Below are 18,956 nucleotides of genomic sequence, written 5' to 3'. Positions count from 1 at the left end.
CCGCCCGGCCCGGCCGCGAGCAGGTAGAATGGCGCTTTTGCCTGACCGTAGCCGACATGAGCCCAGCCATCGCCACCCTTGAGCAGCACCTGCTCGCCGCCCTCGATCCCGCCCCCCAGGAGACCCGCCGCCTGTTCCATGGTCGTGGCCGCTGCTGGCCGGGGCTCGAGCAGATCACCGTCGACTGGCTCGATGGCGTGCTGCTGGTGGCGCTGTTCCGCGAGCCGCCCGAGGGCCAGCTGGCAGAGCTTGAAGCCATGCTGATGGCGCTGGCCGAACGCCCGCAGTGGACCGGCCAGGCCATCCTGCTGCAGCACCGCTACCTGCCGGACAGCCCCGGCCAGTGGTTGTGGGGCGCGCCGTGCCAGCAGCGCGAGGTGGTCGAGGATGGCCTGAAGTACCTGCTCGACCTGGGCGTGCGCCAGAACAACGGCCTGTTTCTCGACATGCGCTATGGCCGACGCTGGGTGCGCGAGCAGGCGGCCGGCAAGCGCGTGCTCAACCTGTTCGCCTACACCTGCGGTTTTTCGGTGGCGGCGATCGCTGGCGGCGCCGAGCAGGTGGTCAACCTGGACATGGCCAAGTCGGCGCTGTCCCGGGGCCGCGACAATCACCGGCTCAACGGTCATGACGCTTCGCGCGTCGCGTACCTGGGGCATGAGCTGTTCAAGTCGTGGGGCAAGGTGCGCAAGTACGGGCCGTACGACCTGATCATCATCGACCCGCCGACCTTCCAGCGTGGCAGCTTCGTGCTGACTCAGGACTACGCCAAGATCCTTCGGCGTTTGCCGGAGTTGTTGACTGAAGGCGGCACGGTGCTGGCCTGCGTCAACGACCCGGGGATCGGACCGCAGTTTCTCATCGAGGGGATGGCCGAGCAGGCGCCGGGGCTGGCGTTTGTCGAGCGGCTGGAGAATCCGCCGGAGTTTCCGGATGCGGATCCGGAGGGTGGCCTGAAGGCGCTGGTGTTCCGCCAGGGTTGAGGTTGATCTTGCCGGCCTCTTCGCGGCTAAAGCCGCTCCTACAGGGATCGCGCACGGGTCAGACCTGTGGTGAGCCTGTGGGAGCGGCTTTAGCCGCGAAGAGGCCGGCCCTGCCTATATCAATTACTGACCACTATAGATCTGGTCGAACACACCACCATCATTGAAGTGGGTCTTCTGCACGGTGCGCCAGTCGCCGAAGGTCTTCTCCACCGACAGGAAGTCGACTTTCGGGAAACGGTCGGTGTACTTGGCCAGTACGGTGGCGTCACGCGGGCGCAGGTAGTTGTTCGCGGCGATCTCCTGAGCCTCTGGCGACCACAGGTACTTCAGGTATTCCTCGGCCACGGCCTGGGTGCCTTTCTTGGCCACCACCTTGTCCACCACGCTCACCGGCGGCTCGGCCTCGGCCGACACGCTCGGGTAGATCACCTCGAACTGGTCGCGACCGAACTCGCGGGCGATCATCTCGGCCTCGTTCTCGAAGGTCACCAGCACATCGCCGATCTGGTTGGTCATGAAGGTGGTGGTGGCGGCGCGGCCCCCGGTGTCCAGCACCGGCGCCTGCTTGAACAGCTTGCCGACGAAGTCGCGGGCCTTGGTTTCATCACCGCCCTGCTTGAGCACGTAGCCCCAGGCCGAGAGATAGGTGTAGCGGCCGTTACCCGAGGTCTTGGGGTTGGGCACGATCACCTGCACGCCATCCTTGAGCAGGTCCGGCCAGTCCTTCAGCGCCTTGGGGTTGCCCTTGCGCACGATGAACACGGTGGCCGAGGTGAACGGCGCGCTGTTGTTCGGCAGGCGGCTCACCCAGTTGTCCGGCACCAGCTTGCCGTTGTCGGCCAGGGCGTTGATGTCGGTGGCCATGTTCATGGTGATCACGTCGGCCGGCAGGCCATCGATCACCGCGCGCGCCTGCTTGCTCGAGCCGCCGAAGGACATCTGCACATTGACCTTCTCCTTGTGCTCGGCCTCCCAGTGCTTCTGGAACGCCGGGTTGTAGTCCTTGTAGAAGTCGCGCATCACGTCGTAGGAGACGTTGAGCAGGGTCGGGGCGGCCTGGGCGAGGTTGCCCAGGGCCAGGCCCGCGGCGAGCAGCGAGGCGCTGAAGAGTTTTTTCACTGGGGCATTCCTTGTTCTGGTTCAAAGGGTTGGCGATTTGCCAGCGACTATAGCGGGTGGCTTTGCGTGGGTTAAAGAACAAAACGGTCTTTGGTTATGTCGTTGTCAGTGCCGGCTTCTTCGCGGGTAAACCCGCTCCCACAGGTACTCAGCAGCCCTTGAACACTGCGAAATCCCTGTGGGAGCGGGATTACCCGCGAAAGGGCCAGCACAGTCAGCCTCACTGCTTGGGAAACAACGCATTGCCACACCGCGAACAGAACGCCGCGCCATGCTCGTGGTGATGCTTGGCGCAGGTCGGGCAGTCATGCTGCAACTGCTCGCCGCGCAGGGCATTGGCCAATTCGGCGGTGAAGATGCCGGTGGGCACGGCAATGATCGAGTAACCGGTGATCATCACCAGCGACGACAGCACCTGCCCCAGCGGCGTCTTCGGCACGATATCGCCGAAGCCTACCGTGGTCAGGGTGACGATGGCCCAGTAGATGCCCTTGGGAATGCTGGTGAAGCCGTGCTCCGGCCCTTCGATCACGTACATCAATGTGCCGAACACCGTGACCAGGGTCGACACGCTGACCAGGAACACGATGATCTTCTGCTTGCTGCCCTGCAGCGCCGCCAGCAGGTAGTGGGCCTGCTTCAGGTAGGGGCTGAGCTTGAGCACGCGGAAGATCCGCAGCATGCGGATCACCCGGATCATCAGCAGGTACTGGGCGTCGCTGTAGTACAGGGCGATGATCCCGGGCACGATCGCCAGCAGGTCGACCAGCCCGTAGAAGCTGAAGGCATAGCGCAGCGGCTTGGGCGAGCAGTACAGGCGGGTGATGTATTCGGCGAGGAAGATCGCCGTGAAGCCCCACTCGATACCGGCCAGCAGCCCGGCGTAGTTCTGGTGAACATCGTCGATGCTGTCGAGGATCACCGTGACCAGGCTGGCGAGGATGATCAGCAGGAGGATCTTGTCGAAGCGTCTTCCAGCGACCGTGTCGGTCTGGAAGACGATGACGTAGAGCCGCTCGCGCAGGCTCGAAGGGTTGTCCATGGGCGCGTTCCATTGTGCGAATGGGCAGAGCCTAGGGGCTGTGTTTCAGCTGTGCAAGCGAGGCGCGTTACGGCGCTGGTTGACCTGGGCCAGGTGGTTGCCCAGGTGCATCAGCCAGCAGGCGGTGACGAACGGCGCGGTCAGCCCGGCGATCGGCAGCAGGTTGAACAGAGGTTGCAGCACCAGGGCGCAGGCGATGGCGAGCAAGGTCACCCAAGGCTTCTCACCCTGGCGGCTGAAGGCCAGCGCGGCCAGTGCCGCATTGAAACCGTACAGCCCCAGCCAGGCCCCTTGTGCCTCGCCCGCCAGCAGCGCGACACCGCCACCGATGGCCGAGCCGATCAGCGCCCAGGTGGCGGCATAGGGGTTGGCGAAGTACATGCCGATGACGATCAGCAGGCCGGCCATGGGCTTGTCGAGCAGGAAAATCTGCCCCACGCCGCGCAGCAGGGCATATACAGGGTCTGCCTCGACAAAGCTGCTGATCGAGGGCTCGGCCAGCAGCAGGGTGGCCCAACCCAGCAGCACGAAGGGCGCGGTATAGGCGACCAGCAGCTTGCCGCCACGCTTGCGCCACTGGTGGGTGAGCATGCTCGACAGGCCGCCGGCGGCAATGATCAGTGGCGGCAGGATCGCCGACCAAGGCAGCACGGCGCTGATCAGGATGCCGATCAGCACGCCGTTGTAGCAGTACAGCCCGGCCTGGCGATCGGCGCGGTCGTAGCCGCGGCGCTGGGCGGTGAGCAGGCCGGCCAGGGCGCCGAGCAGGGCGCCGCCGACCAGGTTCGGCGCGGTCAGCAGGATGGCCAGCAGGCAGCACAGGCCACACAGGGGATTGCGCAGCAGCAGCACCTGGCTGAAACCGTTGAGCAAGGCCGTGGCCCAGTCGGGGCACGGGTTGACGAAATTCTTGGTGTACATGGGCAGTCGGTAAGGTGGGTGGGGGAGCGGTGGGCCTCTTTGGGCCTCGGTTTTCCGCAATGGTTGTTGGGGCTGCTGTTCCTGTGGGAGCGGGTTTACCCGCGAATACGTCGGTAGATTCAACATCGTATTCGCGGGTAAACCCGCTCCCACAGTGGAGATGCGGTGGCTTTAGACCAACGTCTCGATCCGCAGCGTATTAGTCGAACCTGGCTTGCCGAAAGGCACACCGGCGGTGATCAGCAGCGTGTCGCCACGGCTGGCCATGCCTTGCGCCTGGGCGATTTCCAGCGCCGTGGAGACCACCTCGTCGACCTGGCGCAGGCGGTCGTTGACCACCGAATGCACGCCCCAGGCCACGCTCAGGCGGCGTGCGGTGTTGAGGTTCGGCGTCAGGTTGAGGATCGGCGCCCGTGGCCGCTCGCGGGCGGCGCGCAGGGTCGAGGCCCCCGACTCGCTGTAGTTGACCAGCACCGCCACCGGCAGGATGCCGCTGATGCGACGGATCGCGCAGCTGATGGCGTCCGACACCGTGGCCTCGGCCTTGGGCCGGCCGACGTCGAGCTGGGCCTGGTAGTCCGGGCCGTTTTCCACCTGGCGGATGATCTTGCTCATCATCTGCACCGCTTCCAGCGGGTAGTCGCCCGAGGCGGTCTCGGCCGACAGCATCACAGCATCCGCGCCTTCGGCCACAGCGTTGGCCACGTCGGTGACTTCGGCGCGGGTCGGGGCCGGGGAGAAGCGCATCGATTCGAGCATCTGGGTTGCCACCACCACTGGCTTGCCCAGCTGGCGGCAGGTGCCGATGATGCCTTTCTGGATCTGCGGCACGCTCTCGGCCGGCACTTCCACGCCCAGGTCGCCACGGGCGACCATGATCGCGTCGGACAGCTCGGCGATGGCCTGCAACTGCTCGACCGCCGAGGGCTTCTCGATCTTGGCCATCAGGTAGGCGCGGTCACCGATCAGCTGGCGCGCCTCGACGATGTCTTCGGGGCGCTGGACGAACGACAGCGCCACCCAGTCCACGCCAAGCTCCAGGCCGAAGGCCAGGTCGCGGCGGTCCTTTTCGGTCAGCGGGGAGAGGTCCAGAACCGCCTGGGGCACGTTGACGCCCTTGCGGTCGGACAGCTCGCCACCGGCCAGCACTTCGGTGTCGATGGCGTCGCCGTGCTTGGCGGTGACGCGCAGGCGCAGCTTGCCGTCGTCCAGCAGCAGGTCCATGCCCGGCTCCAGCGCGGCGATGATCTCCGGGTGCGGGAGGTTGACCCGGCGGCTGTCGCCCGGGGTCTTGTCCAGGTCCAGGCGCAGGGCCTGGCCGCGTTGCAGCTGGACCTTGCCGTCGGCGAAACGGCCGACCCGCAGCTTCGGACCCTGCAGGTCCATGAGGATGCCCAGCGGGTAGTTGAGCTGCTGCTCGACTTCGCGGATCCACTGGTAGCGCAGGGCGTGGTCGGCGTGCTCGCCGTGGCTGAAGTTGAGGCGGAAGATATTTACCCCGGCCTCGACCAGCTGGCGGATGTCATCGATGCCTTTGATCGCAGGCCCGAGGGTGGCGAGGATTTTGACTTTTTTATCAGGCGTCATGATTGCGGAGTCTCGAGGATCAGGATGGCACGGAAGTCGTTGACGTTGGTGCGGGTCGGCTCGGTGACGATCAGCGCGTCGAGGGCGGCGAAGTAGCCATAGCCGTTGTTGTTGTCCAGCTCATCGCTGGCCGACAGGCCCAGGGCCTCGGCGCGAGCGAAGCTGTCCGGGGTCATGAAGGCGCCGGCGTTGTCCTCGGAGCCATCGATGCCGTCGGTGTCGCCGGCCAGGGCGTACACGCCGGGCAGGCCCTTGAGGCTTTCGGTGAGGCTGAGCAGGAACTCGGCGTTGCGCCCGCCACGGCCGTTGCCGCGCACGGTGACGGTGGTCTCGCCGCCGGAGAGGATCACGCAGGGTGCCTTGAGCGGCTGGCCGTGCAGGACGATCTGCCGGGCGATGCCGGCATGCACCTTGGCCACTTCGCGCGACTCGCCCTCCAGGTCGCCGAGGATCAACGGGCTGAATCCGGCCTGGCGGGCTTTCACCGCGGCGGCCTCCAGCGACTGCTGGGGCCTGGCGATCAGCTGGAAGTGGCTGCGGGCCAGGGCCGGGTCATCGGCCTTGACGGTCTCGGAGGCCGGGTTGTTGAGCCAGTCGATGACGGCCTTGGGCGCGTCGATGTCGTAGCGCTTGATGATCGCCAGGGCGTCGGCCGAGGTGCTCGGGTCGGCCACGGTGGGGCCGGAGGCGATGACCGTGGCGAGGTCGCCGGGCACATCGGAAATCGCGTAGGTGTAGACGGTGGCCGGCCAGCAGGCCTTGGCCAGGCGGCCGCCCTTGATCGCCGAGAGGTGCTTGCGCACGCAGTTCATCTCGCCGATGGTGGCGCCGGACTTGAGCAGGGCCTTGTTGATCTGCTGTTTGTCGGCCAGGGTCAGGCCTTCGGCGGGCAGGGCCAGCAGGGCCGAGCCGCCGCCGGACAGCAGGAAGATGACGCGGTCGTCTTCGCTCAGGTTGCTGACCAGGTCGAGCACCCGCTTGGCCACGGCCAGGCCGGCGGCATCGGGGACCGGGTGGGCGGCTTCGACCACCTCGATTTTCTGGCAGCTGGCGCCATGGCCATAGCGGGTGACCACCAGGCCGGAGACTTCGCCGTGCCAGCTTTTCTCGACCACTTCGGCCATGGCCGCGGCGGCCTTGCCGGCGCCGATGACGATGACCCGGCCGCTGCGGTCGGCGGGCAGGTGGGGTTCGAGGACCTGGCGGGGGTGGGCGGCGGCGATGGCTGTGTCGAACAGTTCGCGCAGGAGTTTTTGTGGATCGACCGACATGGCAGGCTCCCAGATTCTTGTTGTTCTGCAAAATCGAAAACGCCCCTGGAACTGCCTCCGTGCAGGCCGAACCAGGGGCGGGTGTTGCTCGGTTTCACCTGATGGGCCTGGGGTTGCAGGTTCATCGGTGTTGGCTTCTTCGCGGGGCAAGCCCGCTCCTACACGGACCACGCATTTCTGTAGGAGCGGGCTTGCCCCGCGAAGAGGCCGGTACAGGCTTACTTGTCGTCGCGGATCGAGAAGTTGGCCATGTGCTCCAGGCCCTTGATCAGCGCCGAGTGGTCCCAGTTGCCGCCGCCCAGCGCCACGCAGGTGCTGAACACTTGCTGGGCGTTGGAGGTGTTGGGCAGGTTGATGCCCAGCTCCTTGGCGCCTTGCAGGGCCAGGTTCAGGTCCTTCTGGTGCAGGTTGATGCGGAAGCCCGGATCGAAGGTGCCCTTGATCATGCGCTCGGCGTGCACTTCAAGGATCTTCGACGAGGCGAAGCCGCCCATCAGCGCTTCACGCACCTTGGCCGGGTCGGCGCCGTTCTTGGCGGCGAACAGCAGCGCTTCGCCAACGGCCTGGATGTTCAGGGCGACGATGATCTGGTTGGCCACCTTGGCGGTCTGGCCGTCGCCGTTGCCGCCGACGCGGGTGATGTTCTTGCCCATGGCTTCGAACAGCGGCAGGGCGCGCTCGAAGGCTTTCGGGCAGCCGCCGACCATGATGCTCAGGGTCGCGGCCTTGGCGCCGACTTCGCCGCCGGACACTGGGGCGTCCAGGTAGGCGGCGCCGGTGGCCTTGATCTTCTCGGCGAAGGCCTTGGTGGCGGTGGGGGAGATCGAGCTCATGTCGATCACCACCTTGTTCGGACCGACGCCTTCGACGACGCCGTTCTCACCGAACAGCACGCTCTCGACCTGCGGGGTGTCCGGGACCATGACGATGATGAACTCGGCTTCCTGGGCCACTTCCTTCGGGTTGGCCAGGGCCACGGCGCCGGCGGCGATCAGGTCGGCCGGTGCGGCGTCGTGGTGGGTGGAAACGAAGATGCTGTGACCTGCCTTTTGCAGGTTCTGGGCCATGGGCTTGCCCATGATGCCGGTGCCGAGGAAACCGATTTTAGCCATGAGAGTTCTGCCTCTTTGTATTTGTATGAACAGGCGACCAGGCCCCTGTAGGAGCGGCCTTGTGCCGCGAAAGGGGCGCGTAGCGGCCCCACGATCTCAATCACGCCGGTAGATTGCCGGGGCTGCTGCGCAGCCCTTTCGCGGCACAAGGCCGCTCCTACAAGGGGCCGGCGTGTGTCTCAAATTGCGTTGTGGGTCTTGAGCCAGCCCAGGCCGGCCTCGGTGGTGGTCTTGGGCTTGTACTCCGCGCCCACCCAGCCCTGGTAGCCGATGCGGTCCAGGTGCTCGAACAGGAAGCGGTAGTTGATCTCGCCGGTGCCCGGCTCGTGGCGGCCCGGGTTGTCGGCCAGCTGCACGTGGTTGATCAGCTTCAGGTTGGTTTCCAGGGTGCGGGCCAGGTCACCTTCCATGATCTGCATGTGATAGATGTCGTACTGCAGGAACAGGTTGTCGCTGCCCACCTCGGCCTGGATTTCCAGGGCCTGCTTCGTGGTGTTCAGGTAGAAGCCCGGGATATCGCGGGTGTTGATCATTTCCATGACCAGGCGGATCCCGGCGCCCTTGAGCTTGTCGGCGGCGTAGCGCAGGTTGTCGACGAAGGTCTTGCGCACGGTGGCGCAGTCCAGGCCTTCGGGGCGAATGCCGGCCAAGGCATTGACCTGGGTGTTGCCCAGCACCTTGGCGTACTCGATGGCCTTGTCGACGCCAGCGCGGAATTCTTCGACGCGGTCGGGGTGGCAGGTGATGCCGCGCTCACCTTTCGACCAATCGCCCGCAGGAAGGTTGAACAGCACCTGGGTCAGGCCGTGGGCGTCAAGCTGCTGCTTGATCTCGGCGGCGCTGAAATCGTACGGGAAGAGGTATTCGACGCCGCTGAAACCAGCGTCGGCGGCGGCCTTGAAGCGGGCCAGGAAGTCCTGTTCGGTGAACAGCATGGACAGGTTGGCGGCGAAGCGAGGCATAAGTCGTCTCCTTGCGTTGAAGACCCCCGCGCAAGGCGCGGGGGCGTCAGGCGATCAGTCCAGCAGCGAGATGGCGGTTGGCGCGTCGTTGCCGACCAGGGCGAGGTCTTCGAATTCGTTGACCGCGTTGATCTCGGTGCCCATGGAAATGTTGGTCACGCGCTCGAGAATCACTTCGACCACCACCGGCACGCGGAACTCTTCGGCCATCTTCTGCGCCTTGAGCAGGGCAGGGGCGATGTCGGCCGGTTCGAACACGCGCAGGGCCTTGCAGCCCAGGCCTTCGACCACGGCGACGTGATCGACACCATAGGTGGCGGCGTCGGTGGAATTGATGTTCTCGAAGGCCAGTTGTACACAGTAATCCATGTCGAAGCCACGCTGGGCCTGGCGGATCAGGCCGAGGTAGGCGTTGTTCACCAGCACGTGGACGTACGGCAGGTTGAACTGCGCGCCTACCGCCAGCTCTTCGATCATGAACTGGAAGTCGTAGTCACCGGACAGCGCGACGACCTTGCGCTTCGGGTCGGCCTTGACCACGCCGAGGGCGGCAGGGATGGTCCAGCCCAGCGGGCCGGCCTGGCCGCAGTTGATCCAGTGGCGTGGCTTGTACACGTGCAGGAACTGTGCGCCGGCGATCTGCGAAAGACCAATGGTGCTGACGTAGCAGGTGTCCTTGCCGAATACCTGGTTCATCTCTTCGTACACGCGCTGCGGCTTGACCGGCACATTGTCGAAGTGGGTCTTGCGCTGCAGGGTGGCCTTGCGCTGCTGGCAGTCTTCCAGCCAGGCTTTGCGGCACTTGAGTTTGCCGGCGGCTTTCCACTCGCGGGCCACTTCCAGGAACACATCCAGCGCCTTGCCGGCATCGGAAACGATACCCAGGTCAGGGGTGAACACGCGGCCGATCTGGGTTGGCTCGATGTCCACGTGCACGAACTTGCGGCCTTCGGTGTAGACGTCGACGGAGCCGGTGTGGCGGTTGGCCCAGCGGTTGCCGATACCGAACACCAGGTCGGACTTGAGCATGGTCGCGTTGCCGTAGCGGTGCGAGGTCTGCAGGCCGACCATGCCGACCATCAATTCGTGATCGTCCGGAATGGTGCCCCAGCCCATCAGGGTTGGCACTACCGGCACGCCGGTCAGTTCGGCGAACTCGACCAGTTTGTCGCTGGCGTCGGCGTTGATGATGCCACCGCCGGCTACCAGCAGCGGGCGCTCGGCGTCATTGAGCAGGGCGAGGGCTTTCTCGGCCTGGACGCGGGTGGCGGCTGGCTTGTTGATCGCCAGTGGCTCGTAGGCGTCGATGTCGAACTCGATCTCGGCCATCTGCACGTCGAACGGCAGGTCGATCAGCACCGGGCCTGGGCGGCCGGTACGCATTTCGTAGAAGGCCTTCTGGAAGGCGTAGGGCACCTGGCCCGGCTCCAGGACGGTGGTCGCCCACTTGGTCACCGGCTTGACGATACTGGTGATGTCGACGGCCTGGAAGTCTTCCTTGTGCAGGCGCGCGCGCGGGGCCTGCCCGGTGATGCAGAGGATCGGGATGGAGTCGGCCGAGGCGCTGTACAGGCCGGTGACCATGTCGGTGCCGGCAGGGCCGGAGGTGCCGATGCATACACCGATGTTGCCCGGGTTGGCGCGAGTGTAGCCCTCGGCCATGTGCGAGGCACCTTCGACGTGGCGAGCGAGGACGTGATCGATGCCACCGACTTTCTTCAGGGCCGAATACAGCGGGTTGATGGCAGCCCCCGGAATGCCGAACGCGGTATCTACACCTTCACGGCGCATGACCAGAACGGCTGCATCGATTGCTCTCATTTTGCTCATGGTTTGTGCCTCATCGATTTTGTAATTGTATACAACTTGTGTTGCGGCAGAGTGTATTCATGCTCGGCGCAAAAGGTCAATCCATTTTCGTCGGCGGCGTTGACTGAGCGGTCATTGGGCGATGAGGCGGCATTTCGTCGCACTTGGCAAGATTGATTCAAATAATTGTATACAAAGCGTGTCTTCGTTGTGTTCTATTCTGTCTACTGGTTTTCAACTGCCCTCAGGGCTTCTCACAACAAGAAGAGGACCTTTCCATGAACGCATTGACCCTCAAAGACGCTGTCGGCGTGGTAAACGCCGCGCTGGCCGCCGGGCGCAAGATCAACGCCGCACCGCTGACCGTGGCGGTGCTGGACGCTGGCGGGCACCTGCTGGCGCTGCAGCGCGAGGATGGCGCCACCCTGCTGCGTCCGCAGGTGGCCATCGGCAAGGCCTGGGGCGCGGTGGCCCTGGGCAAGGGCTCGCGCCTGCTGGCGCTGGATTCGCAGCAGCGGCCGGCGTTCTATGCCGCGCTGAACGGGCTGGGCGAGCGGCCGGTGGTGCCGGTACCGGGCGGGGTGCTGATCCGTGATCGGGACGGCAAGGTGCTGGGGGCTGTCGGGATCAGCGGGGATACGTCGGATATCGACGAGCAGTGCGCGATCAGTGCGATCGAAGAGGTGGGGCTGACGGCGGATGCTGGAGTGGCAGCTTAAGGCTCAAGGTGTCGGGGCCGCCTTGCGGCCCATTCGCGGCACAAGGCCGCTCCTACAAGGGATAGCGGTCTCCTGTAGGAGCGGCCTTGTGCCGCGATGGGCTGCGTAGCAGCCCCGTTGGCTCGGTCAGGCCGCCTCGGGCTCGCAGCCCTTCAATACCAGGCGGATGATGGTCTCCGCCGCCGCGTCATAGTCGCTGTCGGCCAGCTTGGCCTTGCCGGTGACCACGGCGATCTGCCAGTCGAAATCCGCGTAGGTCTGCGTCGCCGCCCAGATGCTGAACATCAGGTGGTGTGGGTCGACATGGGCGATCTGGCCGCGCTCGATCCAGCGCTGGATGCACTCGATGTTGTGCCGGGCCTGCTCGTTGAGCTGCTCGACCTGGCGCGGCGACAGGTGCGGCGCGCCATGCATGATCTCGCTGGCGAACACCTTGGAGGCGTGGGGCAGGTCGCGGGAGATGCGGATCTTCGAGCGGATGTACGAACTGAGCACCTCTTTCGGATCACCGTCGGCGTTGAACGGCGTCGAGGCCTGCATGATTGGCGCGATGATGCTCTCGAGCACCTCGCGGTAGAGGTTTTCCTTCGACTTGAAGTAGTAATACACGTTCGGCTTGGGCAGGCCGGCCTTGGCCGCGATATCGCTGGTCTTGGTGGCGGCGAAGCCCTTGTCGGCGAATTCTTCACTGGCCGCGCGCAGGATCAGTTCCTTGTTGCGCTCGCGAATGGTGCTCATTGTCGGGGATCGTCCTCGTGTCTGGCCGCCTCAAAGAGGGATCGGGCATGGTAGCACCGGCGCAGATGAGCGCTCAAGGCAGCCGCTTTCGGCTAGAATCGCAGCCTTTGAACCCCTCTGGATAAAGAACATGGCAGGAAGCAGTCTACTGGTACTGATCGACGACATCGCCACGGTGCTCGACGATGTCTCGGTGATGACCAAGGTCGCGGCAAAGAAGACTGCGGGGGTGCTGGGCGACGACCTGGCGCTCAACGCCCAGCAGGTCACCGGGGTACGCGCCGAGCGCGAGATCCCGGTGGTGTGGGCGGTGGCCAAGGGCTCGCTGGTGAACAAGGCGATCCTGGTGCCGGCGGCGCTGTTGATCAGTGCCTTCATTCCCTGGGCGGTGATTCCGCTGCTGATGGTCGGCGGCGCCTACCTGTGCTTCGAGGGCTTCGAGAAGCTGGCGCACAAGTTCCTGCACAGCAAGACCGAGGACGACGCGCAGCACGAGGCGCGCAAGGCGGCCGTGGCCGACGAGCAGGTCGACCTGGTGGCGTTCGAGAAGAGCAAGATCAAGGGCGCGGTGCGCACCGATTTCATCCTCTCTGCCGAGATCATCGCCATCACCCTGGGCACCGTGGCCGATGCGCCGCTGAGCCAGCAGATCATCGTGCTGTCGGGCATCGCGCTGGTCATGACCATTGGCGTCTATGGCCTGGTGGCAGGCATCGTCAAGCTCGATGACCTGGGGCTGTGGATGACCAAGAAAGCCTCGGCGCTGAGCCAGGCGGTGGGCAACGGCATCCTGCGCGCCGCGCCGTACATGATGAAGAGCCTGTCGGTGATCGGCACCGCGGCGATGTTCCTGGTCGGCGGCGGCATCCTGGTGCACGGCATCGCGCCGCTGCATCACGCCATCGAGGCGTTCAGCGAAGGGCGGGGCGGGGCGTTGACCGGGGCATTGCTCAATGGTGTGGCGGGGGTGATTGCGGGGGCGGTGGTGCTGCTGGTGGTGAGCGTCGTTGGCAAGCTGTGGCAGGCGGTAAAACCGGCAAACTGAGGCGCTTACCTGTAGGAGCGGCCTTGTGCCGCGAAAGGGCCGCGAAGCGGCCCCAGGTTCTCGGCATCATGCAAAATCGCCGGGGCCGCTGCGCAGCCCTTTCGCGGCACAAGGCCGCTCCTACAGGTTATGCACTGGCCTCAGATCAGAAGTGCACTTTCACCAGGAAACTCATGGTGTTCTGATCGGTGGTAAAGGCATCGCTGTCCTTGATGCCGTACTTGTTCTTCCAGTAGTCGTACTCGATACCCACGTACAACTGCTTCTCGCCCAGGTGCAGCGCCTTGCCCAGGTCGTACTTGACCTGCGGGTTGAAGTGCAGGTTCGCCTGATAGGTGCCGCGACGGTTCTCGTCGTTGTCGACCACCCAATCCATGAAACCGTCGATCAGGATGTCGGACGAGCCCACAGGGATGGTGTACGACCAGACCGGGGTGATCTGCCAGACATTGTCGCCTGGACGGCTGCCGTCGGTGGTGCGCTGGTAGAAGTTCAGCTGGAAGTAGTCGAAGCCGGGGATGGCCAGGTCGAAGCCGGGGCCGATCAGGTAGGACTCGGTGTCACCCTCGCCGAACTCGTAGGTCATGGCCAGGAGCACGTCTTTCACCGGGCCGAACTCGAGCTTCTGGTCGAAGATCTTGCCGAACGACAGGCGCGGGCTGAACTCGCCGTAGTAGGTGTTGGGGCCGTTGCTGGCGTCCTTCTTGCCCTGGTAGAAGATCTTGTCGAAGAAGAAGAAGTTGTCGCCGTACTTCCACGCATCGGCGTGCTCGAAGGTCACGGTCTGCTGGATCTCGGGGTTGACCTTGAAGTTCTTGCCCCACAGGTAGGTCAGGCTGTTGTTCTGCCATTGCAGCAGGTCGCCGGCTTGGCTGGCGCCGCAGGCCAGCAGGCCACCGGCGAGGATCAGGCTATTGATGGTACGCATTGCGAGTGTCGCTCCCTTGATTGGATCTGTTGTCAGCGCTCGGGCGCTGTTCTTGTCTTTTGGGTCAGCTTTTTTCAATTGGCCACAGCTGTTTGGCAAGAGCTGCGCCAACTTTTCCACGTTGGGCACAACCATCCTGCTCGACGTCTTTCTGAACGGATGAAATGGGTATTTCACGCTGGCAACACGTTGGCCAACCGCCCGGAAACATTGACTGAGCGGTCAGCAAACGCGGGCGGGATCCTTCCCGCCCCGATCGAGGGGGCGCGCAGATTACTCACTTGCGCGCCGGGCCTCAAGTGCTCCGTCCTGGAGCACAGTGGTGCAAATTTGGGCGTTCGGTCAGTTTTTCAGAAATGCACCTTCACCAGGGCGCTGGCCACGCTCTGGTTGCTGTCGACGTTGCCGCGGCTGTCGATGCCGTACTTGTCCTTCCAGTAGCTGTATTCGAAGCCGACATAGAGCTGCTTGGCGCCCAGGTTCAGGGCCTTGCCCAGGTCGTACTTGACCTGCGGGTTGAACTGCAGGTTGGCGTGGTAGGTGCCGCGACGGGTCTGGTCGTTGTCGACCACCCAGTCGATGTAGCCGTCGATCAGGATGTCGGACTTACCCACCGGGATGGTGTACGACCAGGCCGGGGTGATCTGCCAGACGTTGTCGCCGGGGCGGCTGCCTTCGGTGTTGCGCAGGTAGAAGTTCAGGGTGAAGTAGTTGAAGCCGGGCACGTTCAGGTCGAAGCCGGGGCCGATCAGGTAGGCTTCGTTGTCGCCTTCGCCACGTTCGTAGGTCATGGCCAGCAGCACGTCCTTGATCGGCCCGAAGGCCAGGTTGCGCTCGAAGATCTTGCCGAACGACAGGCGCGGGCTGAACTCGCCGTAGTAGGTGGTCACGCCTTTGCCGGGGTCGGCCTTGCCGTTGTAGAAGATCTTGTCGACGAACAGGAAGGTGTCGCCGTACTTCCACTTGTTGGCATGTTCGAAGGTGATGGTCTGCTGGATGTCGGGGTTGACCTTGAAGTCCTTGCCGTACAGGTAGGACAGGCTTTCGCCGTGCCATTGCAGCCATTCGCCGGCATGGGCGGGGAGGGTGGCCAGCAGGCTGCTGCCCAGCAGGACGGACGTGGTGATGCGCTTCATGTTGTGATTCCCGGACTTATTGTTTTTGTAAGGGCTTTTTCGGCGCGCAAGCGCCCCGGGCGGCCCATTCCGGCGGGCCGACGGTCCAGCGTTACCGCGTGGTTGGAACGGGGCGGCCGGTACGGCGCCGCCCCTGGTCACTCAATGCTGGTGACAGGCATCGTTGTGCGCGGCGCGGTCGGCGCCGCCGAGGATGTTGAACAGCAGGTTCAGCACCAGGGCGCTGAGGGTGGCCATGGCGATGCCACTGTGGGTGATGGGTTCCATCCACTGTGGCATCTGTGCGAAGAACTCCGGCCGCACCACCGGGATCAGGCCGAAGCCGACGCTGACCGCGACCAGCAGCTGGTTGCGCCGGTCGGCGATGTCCGCTTCCTGGAGGATCTTGATCCCGGTGGCGGTGACCATGCCGAACATGGCGATGGACGCGCCGCCCAGTACCGCGGGCGGGATCGAGGCGATCAGGAAGGCCGCCTTGGGCAGCAGGCTGAGCAGGATCAGCAGCGCGCCGGCCATCACCGTGACGTAGCGGCAGCGAACCCCGGTCATCTGCACCAGGCCGATGTTCTGGGCGAACGAGGAGTGGGTGAAGGTGTTGAAGAAACCGGCGATGAACGACGCGCCGGCATCGCACAGCAGGCCGCGACGCAGCATGCCGGGCGTGACTTCGCGGTCGGTCACCTTGCCCAGGGCGAGGAACATCCCCGTGGACTCGACGAAGATGATCACCACCACCAGGCACATCGACAGGATCGGCGCCAGGCTGAAGGTCGGCATGCCGAAGTGCAGGGGGGTGACCACCTGCAGCCACGGCGCCTCGCTCAGGCCCGACAGGTCGACCATGCCGATGGAGCCGGCGAGCACGTAGCCCAGGCCCATGCCCACCAGTACCGACACATTGACCCAGAAACCGCGCATGAAGCGGTTGATCAGCAGGATCACCGCCAGCACCAGGCCGGCGACCATCAGGTAGATCGGCGCGCCGAAGGCTTGCGCCTCATGGCCGCCGCCGGCCCAGTTGACCGCCACCGGGAACAGCGACAGGCCGATGGAGGTGATGACCGTGCCGGTCACCAGCGGCGGGAAGAAACGCACGACCTTGGACATGAACGGCGCGATCAGCATGCCGAAGAAGCCGGCGGCGATGGTCGCGCCGAAGATCCCCTGCAGGCCGACGCCAGGCATGCCGGCCATGGCCACCATGCTGCCGACCGCGGCGAAGCTGGCGCCCATCATGACAGGCATGCGGATGCCCACGGGGCCGATACCGAAGGATTGGATGATGGTGGCAACGCCGGCGACCAGCAGGTCGGCGTTGATCAGGAAGGCGACTTCTTCGCGGGACAGGCCCGCCGCCTGGCCGATGATCAGCGGCACCGCGATGGCGCCCCCGTACATCAGCAGAACGTGTTGCAGACCCACCAGGATCAGCTGGAACAAGGGCAGGGGCTGTCGTGGCGGCGCAACAGGGATGTACGCCTTGGGTGACTCGGACATGCAGCACCTCGAGTTTTGTTTTTATTCTCGGATCCAAGCGGGCGGCTTCAGGCGGAAGATTCCCGCCTGAAGTCGAACGCTCGATGCTTGCTTGTTGCGTAAACCTTGAAACAGAGGCCGGGTCTGCCGGCCTCTTCGCGGCGCAAGGCCGCTCCTACAGTCTTTGCACGCCGTGTCGGTCAGTTGACCTGCGCGCCTTTGGCGATCCAGTCGCCGACCAGCTTGCGTTCTTCAACGGTCATCTGGGTGATGTTGCCCAGCGGCATGATCTGGCTGGCGACGGCCTGCGCCTGGATGCGCGCGGCCTGGGCCTGGATCTGCTGCGGGGTGTCGAACATCACGCCGCCAGGGGCGGCGCTGAACAGCGGGCTGGTCGGCTTGGCCGAGTGGCACACAGTGCAGCGTTCCTGGATGACGGTGTGGATCTTGTCGAAGCTGCCGGTGGCCGCCTGGGCCGTGGCCTGGGCAGGCTCTGCGGCCGGTGCCTGGGCAGGCTTGGCGGCCTCCTCGGCGCGCAGCTCGGCGGCGGTCTTGCCACCCACGGCAGTGGCCGGCAACGGCTGGTACTCGACCTTGGCGGCGGCTTGTTCCGGGGCGGTCGGCAGCGGCTTGGGACCGGTCACGTAGGCCAGGCAGATCATCGCCAGGGCGCCGACGGGCAGGGTCCAGGCGTACTTGTTGCTGTCGTGGCGGGTGTTGAAGTAGTGACGGATCAGTACCGCGGCCACCGCGATCCCGGCCAGGATCAGCCAGTTGTACTGGCTGCCGTAGGTGCTCGGGAAGTGGTTGCTGATCATGATGAACAGCACCGGCAGGGTGAAGTAGTTGTTGTGACGCGAGCGCAGCAGGCCCTTGGCCGGCAGTACCGGGTCGGGGGTCTGGTTGTTCTCGATCGCCGCCACCAGCTGGCGCTGGGCCGGCATGATGATGCGGAACACGTTGCCGACCATGATGGTGCCGATGATCGCACCGGTGTGCAGGTAGGCGCCACGGCCGCTGAACACCAGGCTGAAGCCCCAGCAGGCGGCGATGATCAGCACGAACAGCACGCCGCCCAGCAGGGCCGGTTGCTTGCCCAGGGGCGAGTCGCACAGGAAGTCGTAGATGAACCAGCCGGCAACCAGCGAACCGATCCCGATGGCCACGCCTTCGGCACCGCTCAGGGTGCTGCCGGGCGCCAGCAGGTAGAGGCTCGGGTTCCAGTAGAACACCACGCACAGCAAGGCGATCCCAGACATCCAGGTGAAGTAGGCTTCCCATTTGAACCAGTGCAGGTTCTCGGGCATTTTCGGCGGCGCGAGCTTGTATTTCTCCAGGTGGTAGATACCACCACCGTGAATGGCCCAGAGGTCACCCGACAACCCATCGCGCGGGTTGCTTCGATTCAGGTGGTTCTCCAGCCAGACAAAGTAGAACGATGCACCGATCCAGGCCACGCCGGTGATCATGTGAACCCAGCGAATGCTCAGGTTCAGCCATTCGTGAAGGTGTGCTTCCACAGTATGTACCTCTCGCCAGTCACCCTATCGATGACCGACCCTTTCTTATTGGTGGGGATTGAGGATCAACATCTGTTCCTCGGGGAAGTAATGCTCATCGCAGTTGTTGCCGGAACCACTGCGATCAACCACCAGGAAGTCATCCCGCTTTTCGATCGTCAGCACCGGGTGGTGCCAGACGCCGCGATGGTAATTGACGCCCTGCCTGCCATTACTGCGGAAGGCACGGACCAAGCCTGATACAGGTGCATCGCCAACCGGCGCGACCACGATCAGAAAGGGGTTGCCGAGCAGCGGGATGAAAGCCTGGCTGCCCAGCGGATGGCGCTCCAGCATGCGGACGGTCAGCGGCATGTCCAGCGCGTCGGCGCGGAAGATGCTGATGATCGCCTTGTCCTCGGGCTCGGCGGTCTCGACCGTGGCGAGCTTGTGGAAGCGCATGGTCGAGCCATTGTTGATCATGAAGTGGTCGCTGCCGTCGGTTTCGATCACGTCACCGAAGGGGGCGAAGGCTTCTTTGCTCAGGGGCTCGATCATCAGGGTGCGCATGCGGGTCTCTCTTATATGTTCGTTGTACTGAAAAGT

17 protein-coding genes are annotated in these 18,956 nt (G+C 64.5%); 3 read left to right on the top strand and 14 right to left on the bottom strand.

Going from position 1 to position 18,956, the window contains the following annotated elements:
* Positions 1 to 56: 56 nt before the first annotated feature.
* Positions 57 to 983, top strand: a complete 927-nt coding sequence (locus AC0MAZ_RS21695; RefSeq protein WP_475859118.1) for a class I SAM-dependent methyltransferase — start codon at positions 57 to 59, stop codon at positions 981 to 983.
* Between the two features lie 123 nt (positions 984 to 1,106).
* Here the strand turns inward: AC0MAZ_RS21695 and AC0MAZ_RS21690 are convergent, their stop codons facing one another.
* From AC0MAZ_RS21690 to gcl, 8 genes are all read right to left on the bottom strand, one after another.
* A complete protein-coding gene (locus AC0MAZ_RS21690) occupies positions 1,107 to 2,105 on the bottom strand; it encodes a sulfate ABC transporter substrate-binding protein (RefSeq protein WP_475859116.1) in 999 nt (332 codons plus the stop codon).
* 220 nt (positions 2,106 to 2,325) lie between these two features.
* Positions 2,326 to 3,147, bottom strand: a complete 822-nt coding sequence (locus AC0MAZ_RS21685; protein ID WP_203651729.1) for an ion transporter — start codon at positions 3,145 to 3,147, stop codon at positions 2,326 to 2,328.
* Between the two features lie 45 nt (positions 3,148 to 3,192).
* Entirely contained in the window at positions 3,193 to 4,068 is an 876-nt protein-coding gene (locus AC0MAZ_RS21680) for an urea transporter (RefSeq protein WP_475859114.1), read from the bottom strand.
* 171 nt (positions 4,069 to 4,239) lie between these two features.
* Positions 4,240 to 5,655 (bottom strand): pyruvate kinase, encoded by a 1,416-nt coding sequence (gene pyk, locus AC0MAZ_RS21675; RefSeq protein WP_232856782.1) that lies wholly within the window; start codon positions 5,653 to 5,655, stop codon positions 4,240 to 4,242.
* Positions 5,652 to 6,926 (bottom strand): glycerate kinase type-2 family protein, encoded by a 1,275-nt coding sequence (locus tag AC0MAZ_RS21670; protein WP_254463808.1) that lies wholly within the window; start codon positions 6,924 to 6,926, stop codon positions 5,652 to 5,654. Before AC0MAZ_RS21670 ends, pyk begins: the two co-directional genes overlap by 4 nt.
* Before the next feature lie 218 nt (positions 6,927 to 7,144).
* The gene (locus AC0MAZ_RS21665; protein WP_011532931.1) at positions 7,145 to 8,038 is read right to left on the bottom strand and encodes a 2-hydroxy-3-oxopropionate reductase; all 894 of its coding nucleotides are present in this window, start codon (positions 8,036 to 8,038) and stop codon (positions 7,145 to 7,147) included.
* Positions 8,039 to 8,217: 179 nt separating this feature from the next.
* The gene (hyi, locus tag AC0MAZ_RS21660; protein ID WP_186715579.1) at positions 8,218 to 9,000 is read right to left on the bottom strand and encodes a hydroxypyruvate isomerase; all 783 of its coding nucleotides are present in this window, start codon (positions 8,998 to 9,000) and stop codon (positions 8,218 to 8,220) included.
* Between the two features lie 54 nt (positions 9,001 to 9,054).
* Positions 9,055 to 10,830 carry a glyoxylate carboligase gene (gene gcl, locus AC0MAZ_RS21655; protein ID WP_254463807.1) on the bottom strand — a complete coding sequence of 592 codons (1,776 nt, stop codon included), beginning with the start codon at positions 10,828 to 10,830 and terminating at the stop codon, positions 9,055 to 9,057.
* 257 nt (positions 10,831 to 11,087) lie between these two features.
* On the opposite strand from gcl, the gene AC0MAZ_RS21650 reads away from it, so the two are divergent.
* The gene (locus AC0MAZ_RS21650) at positions 11,088 to 11,528 is read left to right on the top strand and encodes a GlcG/HbpS family heme-binding protein (RefSeq protein ID WP_028692837.1); all 441 of its coding nucleotides are present in this window, start codon (positions 11,088 to 11,090) and stop codon (positions 11,526 to 11,528) included.
* A gap of 126 nt (positions 11,529 to 11,654) precedes the next feature.
* Here the strand turns inward: AC0MAZ_RS21650 and AC0MAZ_RS21645 are convergent, their stop codons facing one another.
* Positions 11,655 to 12,266 carry a TetR/AcrR family transcriptional regulator gene (locus AC0MAZ_RS21645; RefSeq protein ID WP_102684647.1) on the bottom strand — a complete coding sequence of 204 codons (612 nt, stop codon included), beginning with the start codon at positions 12,264 to 12,266 and terminating at the stop codon, positions 11,655 to 11,657.
* 130 nt (positions 12,267 to 12,396) lie between these two features.
* Between AC0MAZ_RS21645 and AC0MAZ_RS21640 the strand changes: the two genes are divergently transcribed.
* Positions 12,397 to 13,311 carry a DUF808 domain-containing protein gene (locus AC0MAZ_RS21640; RefSeq protein ID WP_475859112.1) on the top strand — a complete coding sequence of 305 codons (915 nt, stop codon included), beginning with the start codon at positions 12,397 to 12,399 and terminating at the stop codon, positions 13,309 to 13,311.
* Positions 13,312 to 13,456: 145 nt separating this feature from the next.
* Here the strand turns inward: AC0MAZ_RS21640 and AC0MAZ_RS21635 are convergent, their stop codons facing one another.
* The 5 genes from AC0MAZ_RS21635 to AC0MAZ_RS21615 form a co-directional block, all read right to left on the bottom strand.
* A complete protein-coding gene (locus tag AC0MAZ_RS21635; protein WP_046856491.1) occupies positions 13,457 to 14,239 on the bottom strand; it encodes an outer membrane protein OmpK in 783 nt (260 codons plus the stop codon).
* 350 nt (positions 14,240 to 14,589) lie between these two features.
* A complete protein-coding gene (locus AC0MAZ_RS21630) occupies positions 14,590 to 15,375 on the bottom strand; it encodes an outer membrane protein OmpK (RefSeq protein ID WP_186715585.1) in 786 nt (261 codons plus the stop codon).
* Positions 15,376 to 15,516: 141 nt separating this feature from the next.
* The gene (locus AC0MAZ_RS21625) at positions 15,517 to 16,872 is read right to left on the bottom strand and encodes a nucleobase:cation symporter-2 family protein (RefSeq protein ID WP_028692843.1); all 1,356 of its coding nucleotides are present in this window, start codon (positions 16,870 to 16,872) and stop codon (positions 15,517 to 15,519) included.
* A gap of 179 nt (positions 16,873 to 17,051) precedes the next feature.
* On the bottom strand, positions 17,052 to 18,371 hold the full coding sequence (locus AC0MAZ_RS21620) for a urate hydroxylase PuuD (protein ID WP_186715589.1): 1,320 nt from the start codon (positions 18,369 to 18,371) through the stop codon (positions 17,052 to 17,054).
* Positions 18,372 to 18,416: 45 nt separating this feature from the next.
* The gene (locus AC0MAZ_RS21615) at positions 18,417 to 18,920 is read right to left on the bottom strand and encodes an ureidoglycolate lyase (protein ID WP_050706598.1); all 504 of its coding nucleotides are present in this window, start codon (positions 18,918 to 18,920) and stop codon (positions 18,417 to 18,419) included.
* Between the last annotated feature and the right edge of the window lie 36 nt (positions 18,921 to 18,956).

The sequence above is a fragment of the Pseudomonas sp. A genome, assembly GCF_056270345.1.
The sequence above is the reverse complement of the archived record's forward strand: the minus strand, read 5'-3'. Positions and strand labels throughout refer to the sequence as shown.

Coding starts and splice junctions, on each gene's coding strand:
- AC0MAZ_RS21695 (WP_475859118.1), top strand. CDS start 57: ATGAGCCCAGCCATCGCCACCCTTGAGCAGCACCTGCTCGCCGCCCTC.
- AC0MAZ_RS21685 (WP_203651729.1), bottom strand. CDS start 3,147: ATGGACAACCCTTCGAGCCTGCGCGAGCGGCTCTACGTCATCGTCTTC.
- AC0MAZ_RS21680 (WP_475859114.1), bottom strand. CDS start 4,068: ATGTACACCAAGAATTTCGTCAACCCGTGCCCCGACTGGGCCACGGCC.
- pyk (WP_232856782.1), bottom strand. CDS start 5,655: ATGACGCCTGATAAAAAAGTCAAAATCCTCGCCACCCTCGGGCCTGCG.
- AC0MAZ_RS21670 (WP_254463808.1), bottom strand. CDS start 6,926: ATGTCGGTCGATCCACAAAAACTCCTGCGCGAACTGTTCGACACAGCC.
- AC0MAZ_RS21665 (WP_011532931.1), bottom strand. CDS start 8,038: ATGGCTAAAATCGGTTTCCTCGGCACCGGCATCATGGGCAAGCCCATG.
- hyi (WP_186715579.1), bottom strand. CDS start 9,000: ATGCCTCGCTTCGCCGCCAACCTGTCCATGCTGTTCACCGAACAGGAC.
- gcl (WP_254463807.1), bottom strand. CDS start 10,830: ATGAGCAAAATGAGAGCAATCGATGCAGCCGTTCTGGTCATGCGCCGT.
- AC0MAZ_RS21650 (WP_028692837.1), top strand. CDS start 11,088: ATGAACGCATTGACCCTCAAAGACGCTGTCGGCGTGGTAAACGCCGCG.
- AC0MAZ_RS21645 (WP_102684647.1), bottom strand. CDS start 12,266: ATGAGCACCATTCGCGAGCGCAACAAGGAACTGATCCTGCGCGCGGCC.
- AC0MAZ_RS21640 (WP_475859112.1), top strand. CDS start 12,397: ATGGCAGGAAGCAGTCTACTGGTACTGATCGACGACATCGCCACGGTG.
- AC0MAZ_RS21635 (WP_046856491.1), bottom strand. CDS start 14,239: ATGCGTACCATCAATAGCCTGATCCTCGCCGGTGGCCTGCTGGCCTGC.
- AC0MAZ_RS21630 (WP_186715585.1), bottom strand. CDS start 15,375: ATGAAGCGCATCACCACGTCCGTCCTGCTGGGCAGCAGCCTGCTGGCC.
- AC0MAZ_RS21625 (WP_028692843.1), bottom strand. CDS start 16,872: ATGTCCGAGTCACCCAAGGCGTACATCCCTGTTGCGCCGCCACGACAG.
- AC0MAZ_RS21615 (WP_050706598.1), bottom strand. CDS start 18,920: ATGCGCACCCTGATGATCGAGCCCCTGAGCAAAGAAGCCTTCGCCCCC.